Consider the following 19,337-nt stretch of genomic DNA (forward strand, 5'->3'; position numbering starts at 1 on the left):
CATCGCCAGCAGAAGCCGGAGCAAGAGCTGTCAGGACCATGTGCTGTTCGCCGTTAACAGCACCTGTGGAGCTCCGTTCTCGGGATGGGTGACAATGGAGGGCTCTACCCTGAATATTTGGCGAATATATTCTGCTGTCAGCACTTCCTCCGGCTTCCCGACCCCTGCGACCTTTCCCTGATCCAGAACCAGCAGCTTATCGCAAAATTGAGCCGCCAGGTTCAGATCATGCAGTACGCTGATCACCGTAATGCCGGATGAGTTCCGCCATTCTGCCACCATATCCATGAATTGAAGCTGATAGCGAATATCCAGATAGGTTGTCGGTTCGTCCAGCATCAGCAAGGACGGCTCCTGGACCATCACCTTGCCAAGGGCAACTCGTTGACGCTGACCCCCGCTTAACTCGGTAAGCCGACGTTCCTCGAAACCGCCAAGATCCAGCTTCTGAATAATGGCATCAATGAGCGGGGTCGCATCTTTATCCTCTCGACCAAGCCAATTCAGAAACGGGAAGCGTCCCATTTCCAGCACTTCCCGCACGGTAAAATCCGTCGGATCGAGACCTTCCTGCTGAAGGACGGCTGCGATTCGTGCCAGCGCTTTTCTGTTATAACTCGAAAGCTCCCTGCCCCGGAGCGAGACGCTCCCTGCCGTAGGACTCTCCACACCGGATAACAGCTGCATCAGGGTGGATTTGCCGCTTCCATTCGGACCGATGATTCCCCACCATTCACCTTCCGTTATGTGCAGATCTACACCTGCAAGTATCGGCACCTGGCCATATGCCTTGCCAAGACCCTGGGCTCTAATCATGCTAACCCCTCCCTACGCCGTTTTTTGTTCCGGTACAGCAGGTACGCAAAGAAAGGAGCGCCTATGAATGCAGTGACCACCCCGAGCGGTATTTCCGTTGGAGCCAGCACGGAACGTGCAGCCGTATCACACCAGACCATAAAAATCGCACCGCCCAGAGCCGACAAAGGGACAATGGTACGGTAATCGGAGCCTGTGATAAGGCGTATCATATGCGGAACCACAAGCCCCACGAAGCCAATGACGCCGGAGACCGATACGGCAGCGGCGGCAAGCAGGGTAGCTACGATCAGTACGCTTGTCTTCAGGCGATCCACATTCAATCCCATATGAGCGGCCTGCCGTTCCCCAAGCGACAAAATATTAAGCGCTCGCGACCGGCTCCATAAATACGCGAATCCCACGATAAAATACGGGAAAAGGATGGCCGTATACGACCATCCGCGCATGCTCAGGCTCCCCATCGTCCAGTACAGGATTTGGTTTACCGTATCTTTGGACATCACCGTCAGAAACGAAACCACAGCGCCCAGAAACGACTGCATGACCACCCCGGACAGGATCAGTCCGTGAATCGGCAGCTTTCCTTGATCCCTTGCCAACAGCAGCACAACCCACAATGTGCCTGCTCCGGTCAGAAATGCTACAAGCGGCAGGGTGTAACCTCCAGCAAAGGAGTATTCCATCCCGAAAAAAATCAGGGATGCTGCGCCAAGCGCAGCACCCGAGGATACACCGAGCGTGAACGGATCCGCCAGCGGATTACGCAATACGCCCTGAAAGGCAGCCCCGGCTACCGCCAGGGAAGCTCCAACAAGCATCCCCAGCAAAATCCGCGGTAACCTCACCTTCATCAGAATTTGTTCGGATGAAGCTTCCCAGCTCGGGAGGATGGAATCGCCGATCCCCGGCAGCCGGTGCAGCAGCATCGCCCCAATCTCTCTCACAGGTTGCGTGAACGGATCCGATTCCGAGACTGACAACCAAGGTTAGCAGCAATAGGATAACGCCGGCCGCACCGAATCCTGCAAGTTTTTTACTCATGGATTCATCAGTTCCGGGTAAACAGCCTTCGCCACTTCAATTAGTCCTTGCGTAACGCGGGGACCCGGACGGCTCAGCAGGTTGGCATCTACGGCAATGACCTGATCGTTCTTGATGGCTTCGATCTGATCCCAGCCTCCGCGCTCTTTAATGAGTTGATCCAGTGTTTTTTTGGTCGCTTCATCAACCACATCGTCCGTGTACAGAATGACATCCGGGTTCGCAGCGATAATCTTTTCTTCGCTGATTTCGAACCAGCCTTCCGTATCGCCAGCTGCATTAACACCGCCGGCTGCAGTGATGATCTCATCCATAAATTCGCCTTTGCCTACAGTCCATCCCGGGGAGAACTCGACGTACACCTTCTTCTTGTCTTCATCCTTCACGGATTTCACAGCTTCCGTAACGGATGCCAGTTCCTGCTTCATCTGATCTACGACCGCTTTGGCATCAGCTTGACGATCGGTAATTTGTCCGATCAGCTCAATGTTCTCCATCACGGCATCGATGGTTTTCGGATCATTGACAAACAGGGTTACGCCAAGCTCACGCAGTTTCTCGGCATTCTGTGCATTCATCGAAGCGGCAAACACCACATCGGCATCAGCTGCAATAATAGCCTCTTTATTCACTTGGAATCCGCCCAATTTGGGCTTGGATTTCGCAGCTTCCGGATAATCGTCATTATCCGATACGCCTACGATTTCCTCATCCAGACCCAGAGCAAACAGCTTTTCCGTCTCGGACGGAGTCAAGGATGCAATCTTAGCCGGCGCTTTATCAAACGTCATTTCAACCCCGGTTGAATCCTTAACCGTTAATGGATACGTGGTCTTAAGCTCCTCACCGGAGTCGGCTGGCGCTTCGTTGGTCTGCCCTTGCTCCTGTGCAGCTTGCGGCGTGGTTTCTTTCGGTGCCCCTTCTTCCCCGCCACAGCCGATCAAGGCCAGAGCCATCAGTATGGCTACTAGAAGTACGGACCATGTTTTGTTTATTGCTTTCATCTCTTCAAATCCCCCTAAACATAATTGAGAACCTGGCGCTGTACGTCTAAATTCCTTCAACCGATCCCCTGAGCAGGAAGAAAAACGTCAATCGTCATACTCCAAAGAAGCAAAAATCCCTGATTCCTCGTAAATAAGGACTCAGGGATTACGTTTTAACATAAGGACACCTGGATAACCGTTCACAGATAGCGCCTTAAACTGCCGTCCGCACGGGACTGCAAAACGTAATCCTCTCCTCGAAGGACCGTCATTCATTCGCTAAGGGCAGGTCTCCTGACTTACAGGCTGTAACGACTTCCCCGCCTTCCCAAGCGCTGACGCTCAGTGGCATGTGGAGAAGTCCCTGCTTCACAGTGGCGGGACCGTGCCGGACTTGCACCGGCTTCCCTATTAACCCGGCAGAAGACATGAATAACCTCTTCTGTCCGGGACCCTCGCAAACAATATGAATTTATTTATGATAGGCCAAGCATGGTTTCTCTGCACAAGATTATAGGCGATAAACCATCGCCTTACAACTGGAAGTTTCGCTCGTTTCAAGGGTTTAACGATATTGGTTTTTCCCGTTATCGTTCATTCCGCACCAAAATCGTACGATTTCATTTATTCGTTTACCCGTACGCCTCGCCAGCGTGCTCCGTCCCAGGCCAACTGCAGCTGGAGCACCTCGCCCGGCGATACCGACGTAGCCCAGAATTCTGTATCCGGGAGGGTTGCCGCTGCAATCTGCCGGATGACGCCCCCGTGGGTGACTACAAGCACGTCCATATCGAGCACCCCCGGCTGAGTCTCGGTATCGTGGCCCGCTGATTCTGACTCTGACTCTGACTCTGACTCCAAGAGAATAGCGGGGCCTTCCTGCATCGACAATAACCCCTTCATATCCTGATACATTTCGGCCAGAAAAACCTCAATTCGGGAACAAAAAGATGGCCAACTCTCCCCGCTCGGCGGCGTAACCGTTCCCGGGTTGTCGATCCAGCGCCGATAAGCCGCATTTTCCTTCAAATCCTCGTAGGTTTTTCCTTCCCAATCGCCAAAATCAAGCTCCCGCAGCTTCCTGTCATAACAGACACCGGGAATAACGCTGCCAAGCTCGACCTCATTTATAATGCCGGGCATATGTAAATCCGACAGGATGCAGTTCAGTGTTTGTCTACAACGAAGGAGATCACTGCAATAGACCTTGGCAACATGCCTGGAGCGAAACTCCTCCCGCAGCGGAAGCAGCTGTTCCAGCCCTTCCATCAGAGCCCCCTGATCCTCGTGACCCAGGTAACGGCGTTCCTCATTCCACTGCGTACGGCCATGACGAACAAGATGCAGGTTCAGTCTTACAGCCATAACGCACCTCCGGCTGCTGTAATCAGCCCCAGCACCGCTGTGCCGAGTACCGTGAACAGAATGGATACGCCCAGCAGAAGCCGGGTTGTCACCCGAATATGCTCTGCATGAAGCGCACGTTCGGGATCGCCCATGTAAGCCCGGAACGAGATCACGCCTTGATAGGAATTCTCGCCTCCCAGGCGAATGCCCAAGGCGCCGGCAACCGCGGATTCCGGGAAGCCGCTGTTCGGGCTTGGATGCTTCCGCGCATCTCTTTTGACCATCGCAATCGCTTGCTTCCACTGCAATGAGAACATCGCAGCCACCACGGTTAACAGGCCTGCGGTCAGGCGCGCTGGTATCCAATTGGCGATATCGTCCAAACGGGCGGAAGCCCAGCCTAGGGACTCGTATTTCTCGTTTTTATAACCGACCATGGAATCGAGTGTATTCACCGCACGGTAGGCCATTGCAAGCGGCGCTCCGCCGATCAGGGCAAACAACAGCGGGGCGATCACCGCATCCACGATATTTTCCGCCACCGTCTCCACCGTTCCGCGTACAACCTCCGGCTCATCCAGATGGTCGGTGTCTCTGCCGACCACCATGCTAAGGGAGTATCTCGCTTTGGCGAGATTCCCGGAACAAAGATGGCTGTATACTTCCAGTCCGGCATCACGCAGCCCTTTTACAGCAATCGTAGTGGCTATGAGCACGACCTCCGCTCCCCAGGCAAGCCAAGGATGAATCGCCGCACATAACAGCAGCAGAAGCCATGTCAGCACAAAGGAGCCGCCGGCCACAATCACCGGCAGCAGAATGCCCGCACGCTTCAGGCCTTGAGCCGTAGTCGCCCGATGGCGTATCCATCCTTCCACCCGGCGAATGACCTTCCCCATGCCGATGACAGGATGGGGCAGCCATCTCGGATCCCCGATCAGCAAGTCCAGCAGCACGGCTGCCCAGATGACCCATATGGCAGTCATATCCGGTCCTCTCTCTCAGAGACAATGCTCTCCGTAACACTGCGGTAAACGAGTTGGCCAATCATACCGCCCATATCGGTTGCAGTTCCGGCATAATGATGATTCACGCCGTAAGCGGGATTTCCGCTAACCCCCAAGACGATGGCATCGGTTGTCGTTCCGGTCGCGATGGCTCCCGTTTCATGATCCTTCACGCCCAGATCATGAAGTGCTGCGGCCTTCGCTTCCGTTGCCGTCAGGACGGCATTCACCATACAAGCAGGCGTCATCATCCCGTCGATCAACAGCATGATATTAATCGTGCCCGGCTGATAAGCGGCAAAGGTCGTACGGCTTGATCCTGCACGCGCAGCATTGCCCACACCAGCGGTGGCGCAGCATAGAATGGAGGCTTGTTCCCCACGCTCTTCCCATATGGATGCATATTTCAGTTTTACCGCTGTCATCAATCCCGCCGTAGAGCCAGCCGGATACCCGTGTTCCTCGATAAAGCTAAACATATCGTTTACGGGATCACTGCAATCGTAATGCCTGTCCACATAGCGGTTCACCAGATGATCCACACGCCCAAATCCGCCGCCATATATGGCACTGCTCAAGGAAACGGCCTGATCCGGCAGCGATATCCGAATATGCGGGTAATCCTGCTCCGCTTCCAGGGACACTGTCGTTCCCAGCCACGCTTTCGAACGGTAAAGGTGACTCTTGCTTGTTAGAAAAGGTACGGCCACGTTTCTCTCCCCCTGCTCCATGATCTTGTTAACTCCCCACCAAGTGCGCTGCCCATGTATCTGCCGTTCTGACAATCCCTAAGGCACGTCATCCAGAAGATTTCAAAAGAACCTCCGCCGCCATGGCAAGCATCCTGTCGTTGGACTGGGCATCTTTAACGGCTAGCCGGATATGGCGCTCACCCAGACCCGGGTACATGGCGCAGCTGCGGACAAGCACGCCGCGTCTGCCCATTTCCCGTTGAAAACTTTCTGCGTCCATATGCTGAGGAAGCTCCATCAGCAGAAAATTGGCTTCCCCTGGCGTAACATCGAGCCCCAGCGCTTGCAGTCCCTGCATCAGCTTGACACGCTCTTCGTGAATCAGCTGCAGCGTATTCTGTTCATAATCCCTTCCGCTCCCTAAACACACTTCTCCTGCAAGCAATGCCAGCCCATTGACACTCCATGTGACCTGCTTGCCAGCCATCGCCTGTATGACATCGGGATGCGCAGCAGTATACCCGAGCCGCAGACCCGGAATCGCATAGAACTTGGTCATCGATCTTACGATTACCGTCCGAGGATATTGATGGAGCTCTGGCATCAAGGTCTGCCTGTCTTCCAGCGGAATGAAATCAATAAAGGCCTCATCCAGCACCAGCCAAGTCCCTTCTTGCTCTGCAGCAGACGCCATATCGCGGATATCCTCGAGGCTGTATTGAACCCCGTTCGGATTGTTGGGCTGCCCCAAGAATACTAAATCCGTGCGGGCAAGCAGCGCCACAATATCCGCCTTGTCCGCACGCCAGTCCCGTTCCGGGCGACCGCAAACGGATCGGATATCCGATCCGAACTTGACAGACAGCTCCCGATATTCGGAAAAACAGGGATCGACCACTCCAACCGTTCGCGGCTGAAGGCCCATCAGCAGCAATGCCATGCATTCTGCCGCCCCATTGCCGACAAGAATTCGCTGGGCATCGGTGCGCAATTCCTCAGCGAGCATTCCCTTGAAGCTGCGATGCCCGGGATCCGGGTAACGAATAACTGCGCCCAGTCCTTCTTGCAATGCTGTTATGACCCCTTGAGGCGGTCCAAGCGGGTTAATGTTGGCGCTGTAATCCAGAAAAGCCGAAATCGGCTGTCCAAACGTCGAAGCAGCTGTCTCCACATCCCCGCCATGTCCGTATACCTCGATCAAGGGTTGTCTTTTATCACTCATACGGGCTCCTCCAGTTCCATTCCACAGCGCTTGCAAGCCCTGCCGTTATGTAATGCCACCATTATGTCGCTACATTCCTTGACTCGTCAACATGGAATGCTTTGTCTCTGCCTTAAAATTGGTTTACAATAGTCTTTGTGGCACCACATTTTGAATTGTGACGACGGAGGATACTATGCTATTTATCGATAATCAGGGGATCCATGATCCATCCATTAACCTAGCGATTGAAGTAATATGTCTTGAAGCACTTGTCGATGGACGAGAGCGTACCTTCTCTTTTATATTAATAAGCCTTCCATCATCATACGGAAAGCATCAGAATACGATTGAAGAGATCAACCAGGAATACGTTCGTGACAACAACATTCAGATTGTACGCCGGCTGTCCGGCGGCGGCGCAGTATACCATGATCTCGGAAACCTGAATTTCAGCTTTATTACAAAGGATGACGGGCAGTCCTTCCACAACTTCCTGAAGTTCACCCAGCCGGTCATCGACTTCCTGCAAAAGATGGGCGTGCCCGCTGAGCTCAGCGGCCGAAATGACCTCCAGGTCGGCGAGAAGAAAATTTCAGGGAACGCCCAGTTCTCGACGCGGGGACGCATGTTCAGCCACGGCACACTCATGTTTGATCTGAACCTGGATGACGTACAGGCATCGCTGAATGCCAATCCGGAAAAATTCAAATCCAAGAGCACCAAGTCCGTCCGCAGCCGCGTTGCAAACATCAAGGAGCTGCTCGGCACCGACATGACCATTGAACAGTTCCGCGCTGAACTGCTCCGCTCGATTTTTGGCATGGAGCCTGACCAAGTGCCGCAGTATGTGCTTCAGGAGAAGGACTGGGAAATCATCAACCAAATCTCGAAGGAGCGTTACCGGAACTGGGATTGGAACTACGGACTGTCCCCTGAGAGCAACGTGAAGCATGCCAAGAAATTCCCAGTGGGCATTATCGATATCCGCATGGATATCCGTGAAGGACATATTGGAGAGATTAAAATTTACGGCGACTTCTTCGGTGTAGGCGATGTCGCTGACATCGAAAACCTGCTCCGCGGCAAACGTTACGAAGAGCATGCCGTTCGCACCGCACTGTCAGACATCAACGTCAAACACTATTTTGGCAACCTGGAGTTTGATGATCTGATCAGCCTCATCTTTCTTGAGGAATAGAAGGTCTGAGGCATCCTGTCACTGGATTCCGGCCCAAATTTAAATAAGCCTCGCACCCCGTGTGGTAAAAAACACATAAAGGTGCGAGGCTTTTTTCGTCGATAATAACAGCTATTCATCACGAGGCCATAAACACATACCACACCAGGATAAGCGTCAACAGTATGCATACATTCTCTACTGTACGCCCCCACTTGCTTCCCGTGCTCATAATTTTAAATTTAATTCTCCATTTGAACGGCGGCAGCGGCCGGATGCCGCGGTTGGTCAAGGCATCTGCAAGCAAATGAATGGAATAGGACAGACCTCCGGCAAACCATAGGCTTTCCCCGCCGATCTTGCCCTGCGATGCAAAATAGAGCAGACCTGTCCATCCAACGGCAGCATAGACGGTATGGGTTAACCCGCGATGGGTCACCAATGAACCTGCAATCAGCACGCTGCCTGCAATCGTGTTCCATGGGCTGAAGCTTTGCCCGAAGGATATCAGTCCAAGACCGATCAGAAACATCACGATATGACGCAGCGTCCGGCTTGGCAGGTATGACACGACCCCGATCAGTCCGGCCAGGGCGATGTTCCATGGCGCATACTCCTTGCCATAGAATGCAACGAATATAGCGGCGCCAATCATGGCGAGCTGAAGTATCCTCAGCATGCCTGAAGGAATGGCTTTGCGGACCAGCAGGGAGTTGGGTTCGTCAATGTCGGGAAGCAGAGCGCTAACCAGGGCCACAGCCGCAGCAGGCAATGTGACAGGCACCCCGCTCATGCCCATTACGGATAAAGTAACCCCTGTGCTAATAATCAAATGAGCTCTCCCCATCATGATGACAATCTTCCTTTCTAAAGCTCTGTGTTGACTATGGGATAGATGCCGGTCTTTCGTCCGATAAGCCCAGGGTCATGAGAATATACGTTCGGTTCATAAGTATAGCAAAATCATCCTCTTTTTGTCTAGCCCTTCCACTTTTGCTAGGGTTAAAAATGGTTGTCCTATCCTCTGATATGGGATACAATTTGATCACTTGCCCCGGATTTCTGCCGGGGACAACTGTACGGACTCTCATCAGGAGTTGGAGTTTCTCATTTTCGGAAAGGATGACTACATAAGTGAAACGCGCACGAATCGCCGATCTCAGCCTGCTCGTGGTGGCTATGATGTGGGGATCTACCTTTCTCATCGTCCAGCATGCGGTACGCGTGCTCCCGCCGATGGCTTTTAATTCTGTCCGTTTTCTGGGAGCGGTCTTGCTTCTGGCATTCATCATTACGGTGTTTTATCGGAGCCAGTGGAAGCAAATTTCCGGAAAAATGCTTGTTCATGCTTGTCTGCTGGGTCTTTTTTTATTTATAGGCTATGCGTTTCAAACCGCCGGCCTGCTGTACACGACCACATCCAATACAGGATTTATCACAGGTTTGTCCGTTGTGCTGGTACCCTTCATATCCTACGCCTTATTAAAGCATGCCATCTCCAAATTCACTTGGATCAGCGCCTTGCTTGCGGCAGCAGGCCTGTATCTGCTGACCTTCACCGGATCGGGAATACGTCTGAATCAAGGGGACTTGCTGGTGCTGGTATGTGCCATTGGTTTTGCGCTTCATATCGGCTACACGGGCATTTATGCCGGGCGTTATCCTTCTTTGCTCCTGGCTGCGCTTCAGATGGCTGTTGTCGGAATATGCAGCTTGATCGCTTCCGTGGTGACTGAACATGTCGGGAATACGTCCGACCTCGTGGAGAAGTTGACCCAGCCGAACGTCCTGTGGGCACTGGCTGTATCCATCGGACCCACCAGCGCCTTCGCCTTCTGGATTCAAACCGTCTGTCAAAAATATACAACGCCTTCCCGTGTAGCCATCATCTACGCAACTGAGCCCGTATTCGCTGCGCTAACCGGAATCCTGTTTGCCGGGGAGCGGCTTACAATCATCGGAGGCATCGGTTGTTTATGTATTTTGGCAGGAATGATGATTGCGGAATTGAAGTCTGCGCCACAGAAGGTACAATAGAGATAAGACAGAGATAGATTCAAAGGAGAGATAACCATGACAACTTACAAATTGATGGCCATCGACATTGACGATACCCTGATCAATGACGATAAGGAAGTAACCCCCGGTGTCCAGCAGGCGCTGGAGCAAGCGGTCGCCCACGGTGTCGTTGTGACACTGGCTACCGGACGTGCCTATGCGTCAGCCCAGGCCATTGCCCGTCAGACCGGACTCAACGTTCCCATTATCACCTACCAAGGTGCCTTGATTAAAAATCTGCTCGATGAGAAGGTTCTCTACGAACGCTTCGTTCCCATTGATGCTGCCGTGAAGCTGTTTGAATACTGTGTGGAGCACAATCTTCATCTGCAAACCTACATTGATGACAAGCTCTATGCCCGTGAAGAGAATCAGAAGCTTATTGATTACTGTGCCCTGAATCGTACGCCATATTATATTGAGCCTGATTTTATGACCATGGTTCAGAAGCCGACTCCAAAAATGCTCATCATCGACGATCCTGACTATCTGGATGAGCTGATTCCTGTGTTCCGCGAGCTGCTTGGCGATGAAATGCATATTACCAAATCCAAGCCGCACTTTCTGGAGTTCATGCATAAGGAAGGAACCAAAGGACACGCCCTCACCTTCCTGGCCGATCATTTTGGCTGTGATCTGAAGGAAACCATCGCTGTCGGCGATTCCTGGAATGATCACGAAATGCTGGAAGCAGCCGGACTTGGCGTCGCGATGGGCAATGCCATCGAGCCGCTTAAGGCGATTGCGGATTACGTTACGCTTGGCAACAACGAGGACGGCGTGAAACATGTCATTGATAAATTCGTGCTGAATAACGGTTAACATACGAAAAAAATAAACATACGGTAATAAGCCTCCATGGTGATCCATGGGGGCTTGTACTTGTTGATATATAGTCCTTTGTACGCGGTTAATTACATTCGCTTGGAGCATAGCAAGCTTGCAGCACGTTCCGCTGTATCATTTTCGGTCCGTATCAAATGTAAGAATCGGCTTCAGGAGTGATGCTTCGTTGTATTTCAGCAGCCCCACCTCGATACACAGCTCCATCAACTTATGAATTCCGTTGAATTGCTGGCGATTCCGCTGATGAATGATGGACAGCGCTTCACGCACCAATTTCCTGGCCTGATCGATACTCTGATGTTCTACGGCTTGGATAATTTCTTTAATTCGCTCCAGATAGTACACGGTTCTCCGAAGCGAACGAATCAGCAAAATCTGCCGGACATGCGATGGAGTATAGAGCCGGTAGCCATTCTCGGGATTTCGATCCGGGGTTAACAGCCCTTCTCTCTCCCAATGCCGTATCGCAGACGATTCCACATTGGTCAGTTCGGCAGCTTCGCCGATCGTCATGTGGGCTTTGAGCTTTTTCTCCTGGATGAGATTAAGATCGGGATTCTCAAGCAGAGCAAGCGTTTCATCGGCAATATTCTTCTCCTGCTGCAGCCTGACCTGCTCCCCGTTTGCAAGCCAGAAGGCTTCATCCATCTCTTGTTTCTGGATGTGGCGAAGCACCTCATAAGTCACCGCAAAACCGAAACCGGGGAACATGGCACGCAGACACCGAAAGTAGGCCAGATGAGTCTGCGTATATAAACGATATCCGTTCTCGCTACGTTCAGGAGAGGGCACCACTCCCCAAGATTCATAATGCCGTAAAGCACTGGTACTGATTTGCAGCTCCTTCGCAATATCTTTTGGCTTGAGGTAATGCATGGCGTTCCCTCCTCGATTGGGATTGAGAGCCTACTTTACCAGAATCGCAAGCCATTGGCAAACCTTTAATTAAAAGGTTGAAGTACCTCGGAAAGGTTATGAATTGAACTCCTCGGGATCGCTTGGGTTTGGTGCTTAACATCTTCTCACTTGCATCAATGTTGTATATTGGTGGGTACAGAGATGAATTGACTCTATTCGAACACAACGGGAGGATGATCATGATGAACGTACACATAACTCAAGAGTCTCCAAAGAGCAAAGAATATATTTTACTCCATCCCGGAGTCATCATCAGCATTTTTTCATTTACTCAAGTCTACAGTCATCCCAGTCATCGCCACGCTTACCCCTTCAGACAGAGGCAGCTCTTTCCGGACATCCACGTCATGCGACATATGCGTATATATCGTTTGGCGCGGGTTCACCTCGGACAGCAGCTGTGCCGCTTCCTTCATATCATAAACGGAGCGCGACTCGAATATCGCGGTTTCATGAACAAAACTTGTCCCGAGGACAAGCAGGTCAAGGCCTTTTAAAGGCTCCTTTTCCGCCGGGCTCAGATTAATCGAATCCGAATTGTACACCCATGTATACTCGCCTTTCTGGAGCCGGTATGCGTAGGAGTAACCGTTCTTGCCATGATTCACCTTCCAGCAGGAAATCTCCCAACCGCCCAATGTGATGCCGTCATCCACAGCTGTCATCTCCATCTGCCGCGGAAGCCATGGATACTGCCGCACAATCTGTTCAAGCACGTCGGCAGGAGCATATAAGCGACCTTTCTCCCCCAGCCATCTGCAGGCATCGCTCCATTCCGGCAGACCGCCGATGTGATCAAAGTGAGCATGGGTAATCAGCATATCCCTCATCTTCCGCTTGCCAAGCCCTTCCATCATAAAGCGCCAGTCCGGACCGCAATCAATCATAAAAGACGCTTCGCCACACTCCACCATCACCGAGGAGCGAAGACGCCGATTCACACCCGTATTCCGTGCTTCCGTGCATACCTCGCAGTCGCAATATACCCGTGGAACGCCCATTGCATCCCCGGTTCCCAAAAAAGTTAACGTATCCCCGCTCACACGCATTCCCCACTTTCTTTTATTGAAATCCCATATCGGTATCAAACCTGGTCATTCTTCAGTATGACTGGCTGGCACTGGTTCATCACGATAAGCAGCATATTAGATTAACTACGCATGCTGAAGCAGCAGGACGAACCAGTTCGATTGAAATCAGCATGATTGAACAAGCGCTAGGGGACCAGTCCGATTCTAGCAGTAGGAACCCGCATTAGGATTCTCCTCGACCTGCATTTTACAGCCTGATTCCTCGTTAGATTCCTTAAACAAGCTAGAGGCATCTTGTTAAGAAACCCGGTCCCCTTATTGTATAAGTGCAAGGAGAAAAAACAAAGACCGCCCGGATCATATCCGAGCGGTCACTTGTCATTCCCAATCCTATAATGTCGCTAAGAATAGCAATTCATTAAGCAAATGAGGGCTTATTATCGTCAACAGCTCCGCTGATGACCTTGACGTATTTCTTATCTACACCTTCCACAGAAGGACCCACATATACACTGTTCTTGCTCTGGCGCCTTACCGAGCGCTTCCTTGATTTCAGCGTACTCATCATCGGTACCGGTCCCCGAACCACCCAGCTGCCATTGGTGGACCCCTGCGGATGACCTGACGTTCTCTTCTTCTCATTCCTGCTCACGACGAATCCCCTCCAACTAAATGCCTGATGGTACGAAGCAGCTCACGATTCTGTTCGACAACCTCCGCGAGATCTTCATCCGAAAGAATCTCATGTCCCGTGAAATGAACGGACAATACATGATTTACTCCTAAAGGATAGCAGAACACATACACCTGCGCAACTTCCTCTTCGTGATAAAATGCCCATTTTCCACTATTATAGACATCAATCACGTAAATAGACTGGTTACTTGGCGAGCGTTCCTCTTTCCCGTCGAACGGGAAATACCTTCCTCTACCTACATTACCCCCAATTTGGGCAATGCCTTCATCTCTGCGTCCCCAAAAAGCGGCACCGGTCACCCTAAAGTCCCCTGCAGCCGGCGGGAGTAAGGAGTTTCGGACGGCTTCACTCAGTGCATGATATTTTTCAGCTTCATCGATCACATGCACATTTCGATTATATTCCCAGAAAAAATGCAGCACGCTTTGCTTGCGCCGAAGCTCTGCATCCTTCTGCTCAATCACGGTGCTCGGGTTGTTGTAGAATCCTTCGGTTTCTATGGCATTTAGAATATGTCCGCATGCAACGTCAACGGCTGATTTGTAATCGTCATCGCTTCGTAATTCATACTCAAGCAGCGTAATACCCTGGAGGTCGGAAAGAAGATGATAATCCTTAACAATAACATCCTGAACAGACATGCTGTCTGGCTCCACCTGATCCGGAATGATGCAGTACACCCTTCGTCGCCCAAGCCTTCCCCAGTACAGTCCCATCTCGAACAACGTGTTGTCACGGGTCACAAATACATGTTTGCCTCGAATGAGTGCCACATCATCCGGAGAAAAGACGAACACACCAAAATCACTGGACGCAAGCTGCTTCTCCAAAGCTTCCATCGTATACATATTCGCCCCGAACGTACCGCCGTACCAAGGTGTCACTTGCGCGGATCGCTTGATCTGTTCGTGGATCGCCCTTGCATACTTGATGGCCTCTCTGGAAGAACCTATGAATAAATTCGGCTTCGGTATGGTCATAGGCACATCCTATTCTCCCTTTGTTATACATTTTAGTCTTATTCGACCATTATAACAAAGTTGCCTATATTTGGGTGAAAATAATGGCAGGCGCATGTTGGTACATTATATGCTAAGGTCGCAAAACAGACCCCACAAATAACCATGTGCCTGTGTCCCGATCTTCAATGGCAAAGAAAAAAGGGCGGTTGATCTTCATCACGACCGGCTGGGCAGGCGGCTCGGCACTTTCCGTTATTCCCACCGCCGTAACCGCTGCGGCCTTTGTCCCTTTTTCACTTACATCCACAATGATTTTGTGCTGGACATGATCGATCCAAAATCCATCACCTTCTTCAGCCATGTTGCTAAAATCAGCTTCGCCTGCATCAAATGCCTTGACCATTCCCAGTCCTCTTAGTGCATCCGGAAGTTCGAAGCTCTGTTCCAGCTTGAATTTGGGCAGGTCAAGTCGAACGGTCTCAAACGAGTAATCGTCCTTCCAGACGGACGTATCCTTCCACAGCAGCTGATGCAGCTCATCCATGGAGGAGGACACCTTCGGAAGGATGACCAGCATATGCATACGGCCGTCTCCGTAAGGAATGCGAACAGCCTGCCAGGACTCTCCTTCTTTGTAACTATACTGTCCTTCCCGCTTCATCATCGGAACTTTTTGAATGCTGCCGTCAGCAAGCGTGAATGCTTCATCCACCGTATGCGCAGGGTCAAATTCATCCATCCATCCACCGTTAAAATAAATAGCATTGATCAAGACCGCAACACCGCCTGGTGGATCCTCATAGATGGCAGGAATCATACCGCCGGTTTTATCATATACCCACTTGTTTATCGCCTTCAGCGCATCACCGCTTTTCAGATCCGTCTCCACAACCTCCGCACCATAACCGTCCTTTACGGCTTTCAAATAGGCTTCCTTCAACTTGAGGCCTGGCCGGTGCCAGACGGAGTTGGCCACGTTCAGCTCGACGCCGCCCCCGTTCTCCAGCAATGACCGCAGCTGGCGGTTCCCTTCGTTGATATCAGCCGTCTTCATGCCCTTCCAGCCAAGCATGTCAGACATCTCGGCTGCTGTATCACCGGCTGTGCCATTATAGGCAAGTGCCAAGGCTTGCGTAATGCTGTATGGAGAGATAATTAGATTATCACTCGTATACTCAGGATTATCCGATAACGCCTGGTGCAATCGTAAACCAAAAGCATTTTGCGCGTTCATCATGCCGATATCTACCTTGCCTAATACCTCTTTGCGTTCATTGACCGACAATTCCTTCGCTTTGGGCTGCTGTGGCGCGCTCCCTTGGGGTTCCCCTTGCTGTAACCCACCATCCTGAGTGCAAGCCGTAAGCCCGAGAAGCAAGCATAGACCTATTAATACCTGCCTTTTTCGCATATCCTTGTCCCCCTTCAATATTATATTCTTTGTCTATCTGCTATTGACGGGACCCATACACCTAATGTTTCATATAAAGGTTCATTTATCCAAATTTAGTTGCAATCCACTTCATCACCGATACAATAAAGAGATGGGATCCTCCATCATTAACCAAGACAGCCAGAACGAAAGGAGCTTCTACATATGCAAAAAATTCGTCTTGAAGGCAGTAAAGTTACGCTCCGATCCAGAAAGCCCGATGATACACCGGTTCTATATAATCTGATCTATGGCACGGAAAATCCGGAATGGAAAAAATTCGACGCTCCCTACTTTCCATTAAAGAAGATTTCCTACGAGATTTTTGAAACCCAATGGAACGCGGATTTCGAGACAGATCAATTCCCGGGTGATCTGCTCATTGAAGCTAATGGACAAACGATTGGCATTGTCACCTTCTATTGGGAGCATGAAGCCTCGCGCTGGCTGGAAGCAGGCATCCTGATCTACGATCCGAGCCATTGGAGCGGCGGATATGGTACGGAGGCACTGTCGCTGTGGATTGAATGTTTATTCCAGCATCTCAACATTGCCCGGGTCGGTATTACGACGTGGTCCGGCAATCCGAGAATGATGCGCTGCGCAGAGAAGGTTGGCATGCAGCTTGAAGGCCGCATGCGGAAGTGCCGATATTACGCAGGCGTCTACTACGATTCCATTCGTATGGGCATTCTGCGAGAGGAATGGGAAGCACAAAAGGCAGCTTGTGTAACCGCATCGAATGACCCATCTACAAAAACTTCGGGAGTACATGCTGAATAGGGACACAGCCAGACGATTATCCGCACCTTGGATCAGCATACAAATGAAACGAGCTGTCCCAGGGTCTCCCGGGACAGCTCGTTTTTTTTATAAAGGTATGTTCATAGGCGCTGCAAACTCAAACATGATCATGGCGGATCTGTTTATTCAACGTATCCCATGAATTCCATGTCAACTGGCATTACAATCCCGCCAGCACCTGATACCAGACGCCCCGCCTCGAATAAAGCGTCTCTCGTACCTGATCCCATCCGCCCAGGTACTCAATGTCGAATAACCCCGGCGGGTTAGCAAACTGATGCTTGGTCTGTGCAAGCACCGACTCCTCAACCGGGCGGAAGCCATATTTGACGAATATGTTCTGGGCCTCCGGAGTACGCAGGTAATCCACGAAGGCAGCCGCCACATCCTGGTTGCCGTGCTTATCAGCGAATCGCTCCACAACTGCAGCGGGATTCTCAATCAGCATCGTATGCTCCGGCACAACGATGTCGTACTGGACGCCTTGGGCGATTCGGGCAAGCAGCTCGTTCTCATACGTAACGATAACATCCCCAACCCCATATTCAAACGCCGCCATGGACGCGCGCCCGCTTTTATCCAGCGATTCCACATTGCGGTGCACCGCTTCAAGAAAAGCCTTCGCTTGAGCAGGATCGCGCTTTCCGTTCTCTTCCGATTGCTTCAAGCCTGCGCCATAGATTGCGTTAATGTCCCACTGTGCGCCGCCGGAGGTTTTCGGATTCGGATACAGCACCTTCACGTCTGATCTCATCAGGTCGTCAAAATCCTGTATCCCTTTTGGATTCCCCTCACGGGTGCCCAGAACAACAATGGAGCGTGTCACCATTCCGCTGTAAGGCTGAGACTTCCATTCCGGGTCCACAAGCCCTGACCTGACCAGCTTGTCTACATCCCCTTCCATGGCGAGCAGCGTAACGTCTGCTTCAAATCCCCCTGTGATGGCACGAGCCTGCGTTCCGGAGGCTTCGTATGATTCCTGAAAGTTAATGATTTCGCCCGTCTGTTCCTTCCATTCCGCCTGAAAAGCGGGAATGATCTCGGACATGGCATCTCTAACGACGCTGTAAGCACCAAGCACCAGCGTTCTCTCACCTGACGGTGATGTCACTTCTTCACCAGCCGGATCGTCACTGGCGCATCCTACTACGAGAAGACTGAAGAGAAGCGCCATGCCAGCCAGCAGGAATGAGGTGCGTTTTATATTTAAGATCCGCATGAATCCACTTCCCTTCGGAGTATTAAACAATCAGATCATAATCGGCATCGGATCAACCTTCAGACGGTTCTCCTCAATCCAGCTGTGGTCGTCATTGAAAAGATAAGCCCGGTGAACGAGGACACGAACCTCCTGGCCCGGCTGCAGCGTCTCCTTTTCCAGGGAACGGTAGGTGATCAGCTTATGTCCTTTAACATCCACCTCCACCAGCCATTCACTGCCGCGAAAATGCAGATGACGGACAACGCCCGTCTCGGTTGCCGACAGCACGCTGAAGTCATGCTCGCTCCCAATCTCGATATATTCCGGACGAATAAGTGCGCGCGTTGCATTCTTATTAGCTGCTGCCTCAAATCCCTTCAGCTCGGCAGCACTCGATATGACCGTAGATTCGCCAATGAATGAAGCGACAAACGGAGTTTTCGGTTCCTTATAAATATCCCAGGGCGTACCCTTCTGCTCAACTCTCCCCTGATTAATAATCATAATCTCATCCGCTACTTCAATCGCCTCATCCTGGTCATGGGTCACAAAAATCGACGTAATGCCGACCCGCTCGATCAGCTCGCGAAGCCAGGAACGCAGCTCTTGACGGATTTTTGCATCAATCGCGGCAAACGGTTCATCCAATAATAGCAGCTGCGGCTCCGGTGCAAGCGCTCTGGCAAAGGCCACACGCTGGCGCTGACCGCCTGATAACTGGTGCGGATAGCGGCTCTCGAAACCTTTTAGCCCGGTCAGCTCCACCAATTCCGTTACCCTGTCTTTAATTTGGGCCTTGGATGCCTTCTTCACCTTCAAGCCAAACGCGATGTTGTCAAATACGGTCATATGCTTAAACAAGGTCATAGTTCTGAAATACAAAGCCTATTCCACGCTCTTGGGGCGGCAGATCATTGACCACCTGACCATGAAAGGAAATTTGCCCGGAGTCGGGATTCTCAAGCCCGGCCAGCATGCGCAGAATGGACGTTTTACCACCGCCGCTGGGTCCCAGCAGTCCAATCAGATGTCCCTTCTCAATCTCAAAGCTGACATTCTTTACGGCATGAAACGTACCGAAGTGCTTGTTCAGATCGCGAACTTCCACATGCATA

Annotated in this window: 17 protein-coding genes, 2 pseudogenes and 1 riboswitch; of the genes and pseudogenes, 4 read left to right on the forward strand and 15 right to left on the reverse strand. The window is 51.5% G+C overall.

The window, feature by feature from the left end:
* Positions 1–30 precede the first annotated feature (30 nt).
* From PVOR_RS24825 to cobD, 7 genes and pseudogenes are all read right to left on the reverse strand, one after another.
* On the reverse strand, positions 31–816 hold the full coding sequence (locus PVOR_RS24825; RefSeq protein ID WP_006212301.1) for an ABC transporter ATP-binding protein: 786 nt from the start codon (positions 814–816) through the stop codon (positions 31–33).
* Positions 813–1,860 (reverse strand): annotated as a pseudogene (locus PVOR_RS24830) (FecCD family ABC transporter permease). Before PVOR_RS24830 ends, PVOR_RS24825 begins: the two are co-directional and overlap by 4 nt.
* Positions 1,857–2,864: an ABC transporter substrate-binding protein gene (locus PVOR_RS24835; protein WP_006212303.1), complete on the reverse strand. Its 1,008-nt coding sequence runs from the start codon at positions 2,862–2,864 to the stop codon at positions 1,857–1,859. The pseudogene PVOR_RS24830 and the gene PVOR_RS24835 overlap by 4 nt, the downstream one beginning before the upstream one ends.
* 249 nt (positions 2,865–3,113) lie before the next feature.
* Positions 3,114–3,318, reverse strand: a riboswitch (cobalamin riboswitch).
* Between the two features lie 152 nt (positions 3,319–3,470).
* Entirely contained in the window at positions 3,471–4,211 is a 741-nt protein-coding gene (locus PVOR_RS24840; RefSeq protein ID WP_006212306.1) for a histidine phosphatase family protein, read from the reverse strand.
* The gene (gene cbiB, locus PVOR_RS24845; protein WP_006212307.1) at positions 4,202–5,179 is read right to left on the reverse strand and encodes an adenosylcobinamide-phosphate synthase CbiB; all 978 of its coding nucleotides are present in this window, start codon (positions 5,177–5,179) and stop codon (positions 4,202–4,204) included. The genes PVOR_RS24840 and cbiB overlap by 10 nt, the downstream gene beginning before the upstream one ends.
* Complete coding sequence (locus tag PVOR_RS24850) at positions 5,176–5,910, reverse strand: adenosylcobinamide amidohydrolase (protein WP_040680989.1); 735 nt, start codon at positions 5,908–5,910, stop codon at positions 5,176–5,178. The genes cbiB and PVOR_RS24850 overlap by 4 nt, the downstream gene beginning before the upstream one ends.
* 88 nt (positions 5,911–5,998) lie before the next feature.
* The gene (gene cobD, locus PVOR_RS24855) at positions 5,999–7,114 is read right to left on the reverse strand and encodes a threonine-phosphate decarboxylase CobD (protein WP_006212309.1); all 1,116 of its coding nucleotides are present in this window, start codon (positions 7,112–7,114) and stop codon (positions 5,999–6,001) included.
* Positions 7,115–7,289: 175 nt separating this feature from the next.
* Between cobD and PVOR_RS24860 the strand changes: the two genes are divergently transcribed.
* A complete protein-coding gene (locus PVOR_RS24860) occupies positions 7,290–8,294 on the forward strand; it encodes a lipoate--protein ligase (RefSeq protein WP_006212310.1) in 1,005 nt (334 codons plus the stop codon).
* A 118-nt stretch (positions 8,295–8,412) separates the two neighbouring features.
* Here the strand turns inward: PVOR_RS24860 and PVOR_RS24865 are convergent, their stop codons facing one another.
* Complete coding sequence (locus PVOR_RS24865) at positions 8,413–9,123, reverse strand: metal-dependent hydrolase (protein ID WP_006212311.1); 711 nt, start codon at positions 9,121–9,123, stop codon at positions 8,413–8,415.
* Between the two features lie 284 nt (positions 9,124–9,407).
* Between PVOR_RS24865 and PVOR_RS24870 the strand changes: the two genes are divergently transcribed.
* A complete protein-coding gene (locus PVOR_RS24870; protein WP_006212312.1) occupies positions 9,408–10,310 on the forward strand; it encodes a DMT family transporter in 903 nt (300 codons plus the stop codon).
* A 36-nt stretch (positions 10,311–10,346) separates the two neighbouring features.
* Positions 10,347–11,153, forward strand: a complete 807-nt coding sequence (locus tag PVOR_RS24875) for a Cof-type HAD-IIB family hydrolase (protein ID WP_006212313.1) — start codon at positions 10,347–10,349, stop codon at positions 11,151–11,153.
* A gap of 138 nt (positions 11,154–11,291) precedes the next feature.
* Here PVOR_RS24875 and PVOR_RS24880 read toward each other — a convergent pair whose 3' ends face one another.
* The 5 genes from PVOR_RS24880 to PVOR_RS24900 all read right to left on the reverse strand — a co-directional run bounded on the left by PVOR_RS24880 (position 11,292) and on the right by PVOR_RS24900 (position 16,196).
* Entirely contained in the window at positions 11,292–12,053 is a 762-nt protein-coding gene (locus tag PVOR_RS24880; RefSeq protein WP_006212314.1) for a TioE family transcriptional regulator, read from the reverse strand.
* Between the two features lie 305 nt (positions 12,054–12,358).
* A complete protein-coding gene (locus PVOR_RS24885; RefSeq protein ID WP_006212315.1) occupies positions 12,359–13,144 on the reverse strand; it encodes an MBL fold metallo-hydrolase in 786 nt (261 codons plus the stop codon).
* Positions 13,145–13,544: 400 nt separating this feature from the next.
* Positions 13,545–13,778, reverse strand: coding sequence for a hypothetical protein (locus PVOR_RS24890; protein ID WP_006212316.1), 234 nt, complete (start codon positions 13,776–13,778; stop codon positions 13,545–13,547).
* Complete coding sequence (locus tag PVOR_RS24895) at positions 13,775–14,803, reverse strand: TIR domain-containing protein (RefSeq protein WP_006212317.1); 1,029 nt, start codon at positions 14,801–14,803, stop codon at positions 13,775–13,777. Before PVOR_RS24895 ends, PVOR_RS24890 begins: the two co-directional genes overlap by 4 nt.
* Before the next feature lie 112 nt (positions 14,804–14,915).
* On the reverse strand, positions 14,916–16,196 hold the full coding sequence (locus tag PVOR_RS24900; RefSeq protein ID WP_006212318.1) for a serpin family protein: 1,281 nt from the start codon (positions 16,194–16,196) through the stop codon (positions 14,916–14,918).
* A 186-nt stretch (positions 16,197–16,382) separates the two neighbouring features.
* On the opposite strand from PVOR_RS24900, the gene PVOR_RS24905 reads away from it, so the two are divergent.
* Positions 16,383–17,000 carry a GNAT family N-acetyltransferase gene (locus PVOR_RS24905; protein ID WP_006212319.1) on the forward strand — a complete coding sequence of 206 codons (618 nt, stop codon included), beginning with the start codon at positions 16,383–16,385 and terminating at the stop codon, positions 16,998–17,000.
* 181 nt (positions 17,001–17,181) lie between these two features.
* Here PVOR_RS24905 and PVOR_RS24910 read toward each other — a convergent pair whose 3' ends face one another.
* Both PVOR_RS24910 and PVOR_RS24915 read right to left on the reverse strand, forming a co-directional pair.
* Complete coding sequence (locus PVOR_RS24910) at positions 17,182–18,240, reverse strand: sulfate ABC transporter substrate-binding protein (protein ID WP_006212320.1); 1,059 nt, start codon at positions 18,238–18,240, stop codon at positions 17,182–17,184.
* 30 nt (positions 18,241–18,270) lie between these two features.
* Positions 18,271–19,336, reverse strand: a pseudogene (locus tag PVOR_RS24915) (sulfate/molybdate ABC transporter ATP-binding protein).
* Between the last annotated feature and the right edge of the window lies 1 nt (position 19,337).

The sequence above is a fragment of the Paenibacillus vortex V453 genome, assembly GCF_000193415.1.
Taxonomy (GTDB): Bacteria; Bacillota; Bacilli; order Paenibacillales; family Paenibacillaceae; genus Paenibacillus_AQ; species Paenibacillus_AQ glucanolyticus.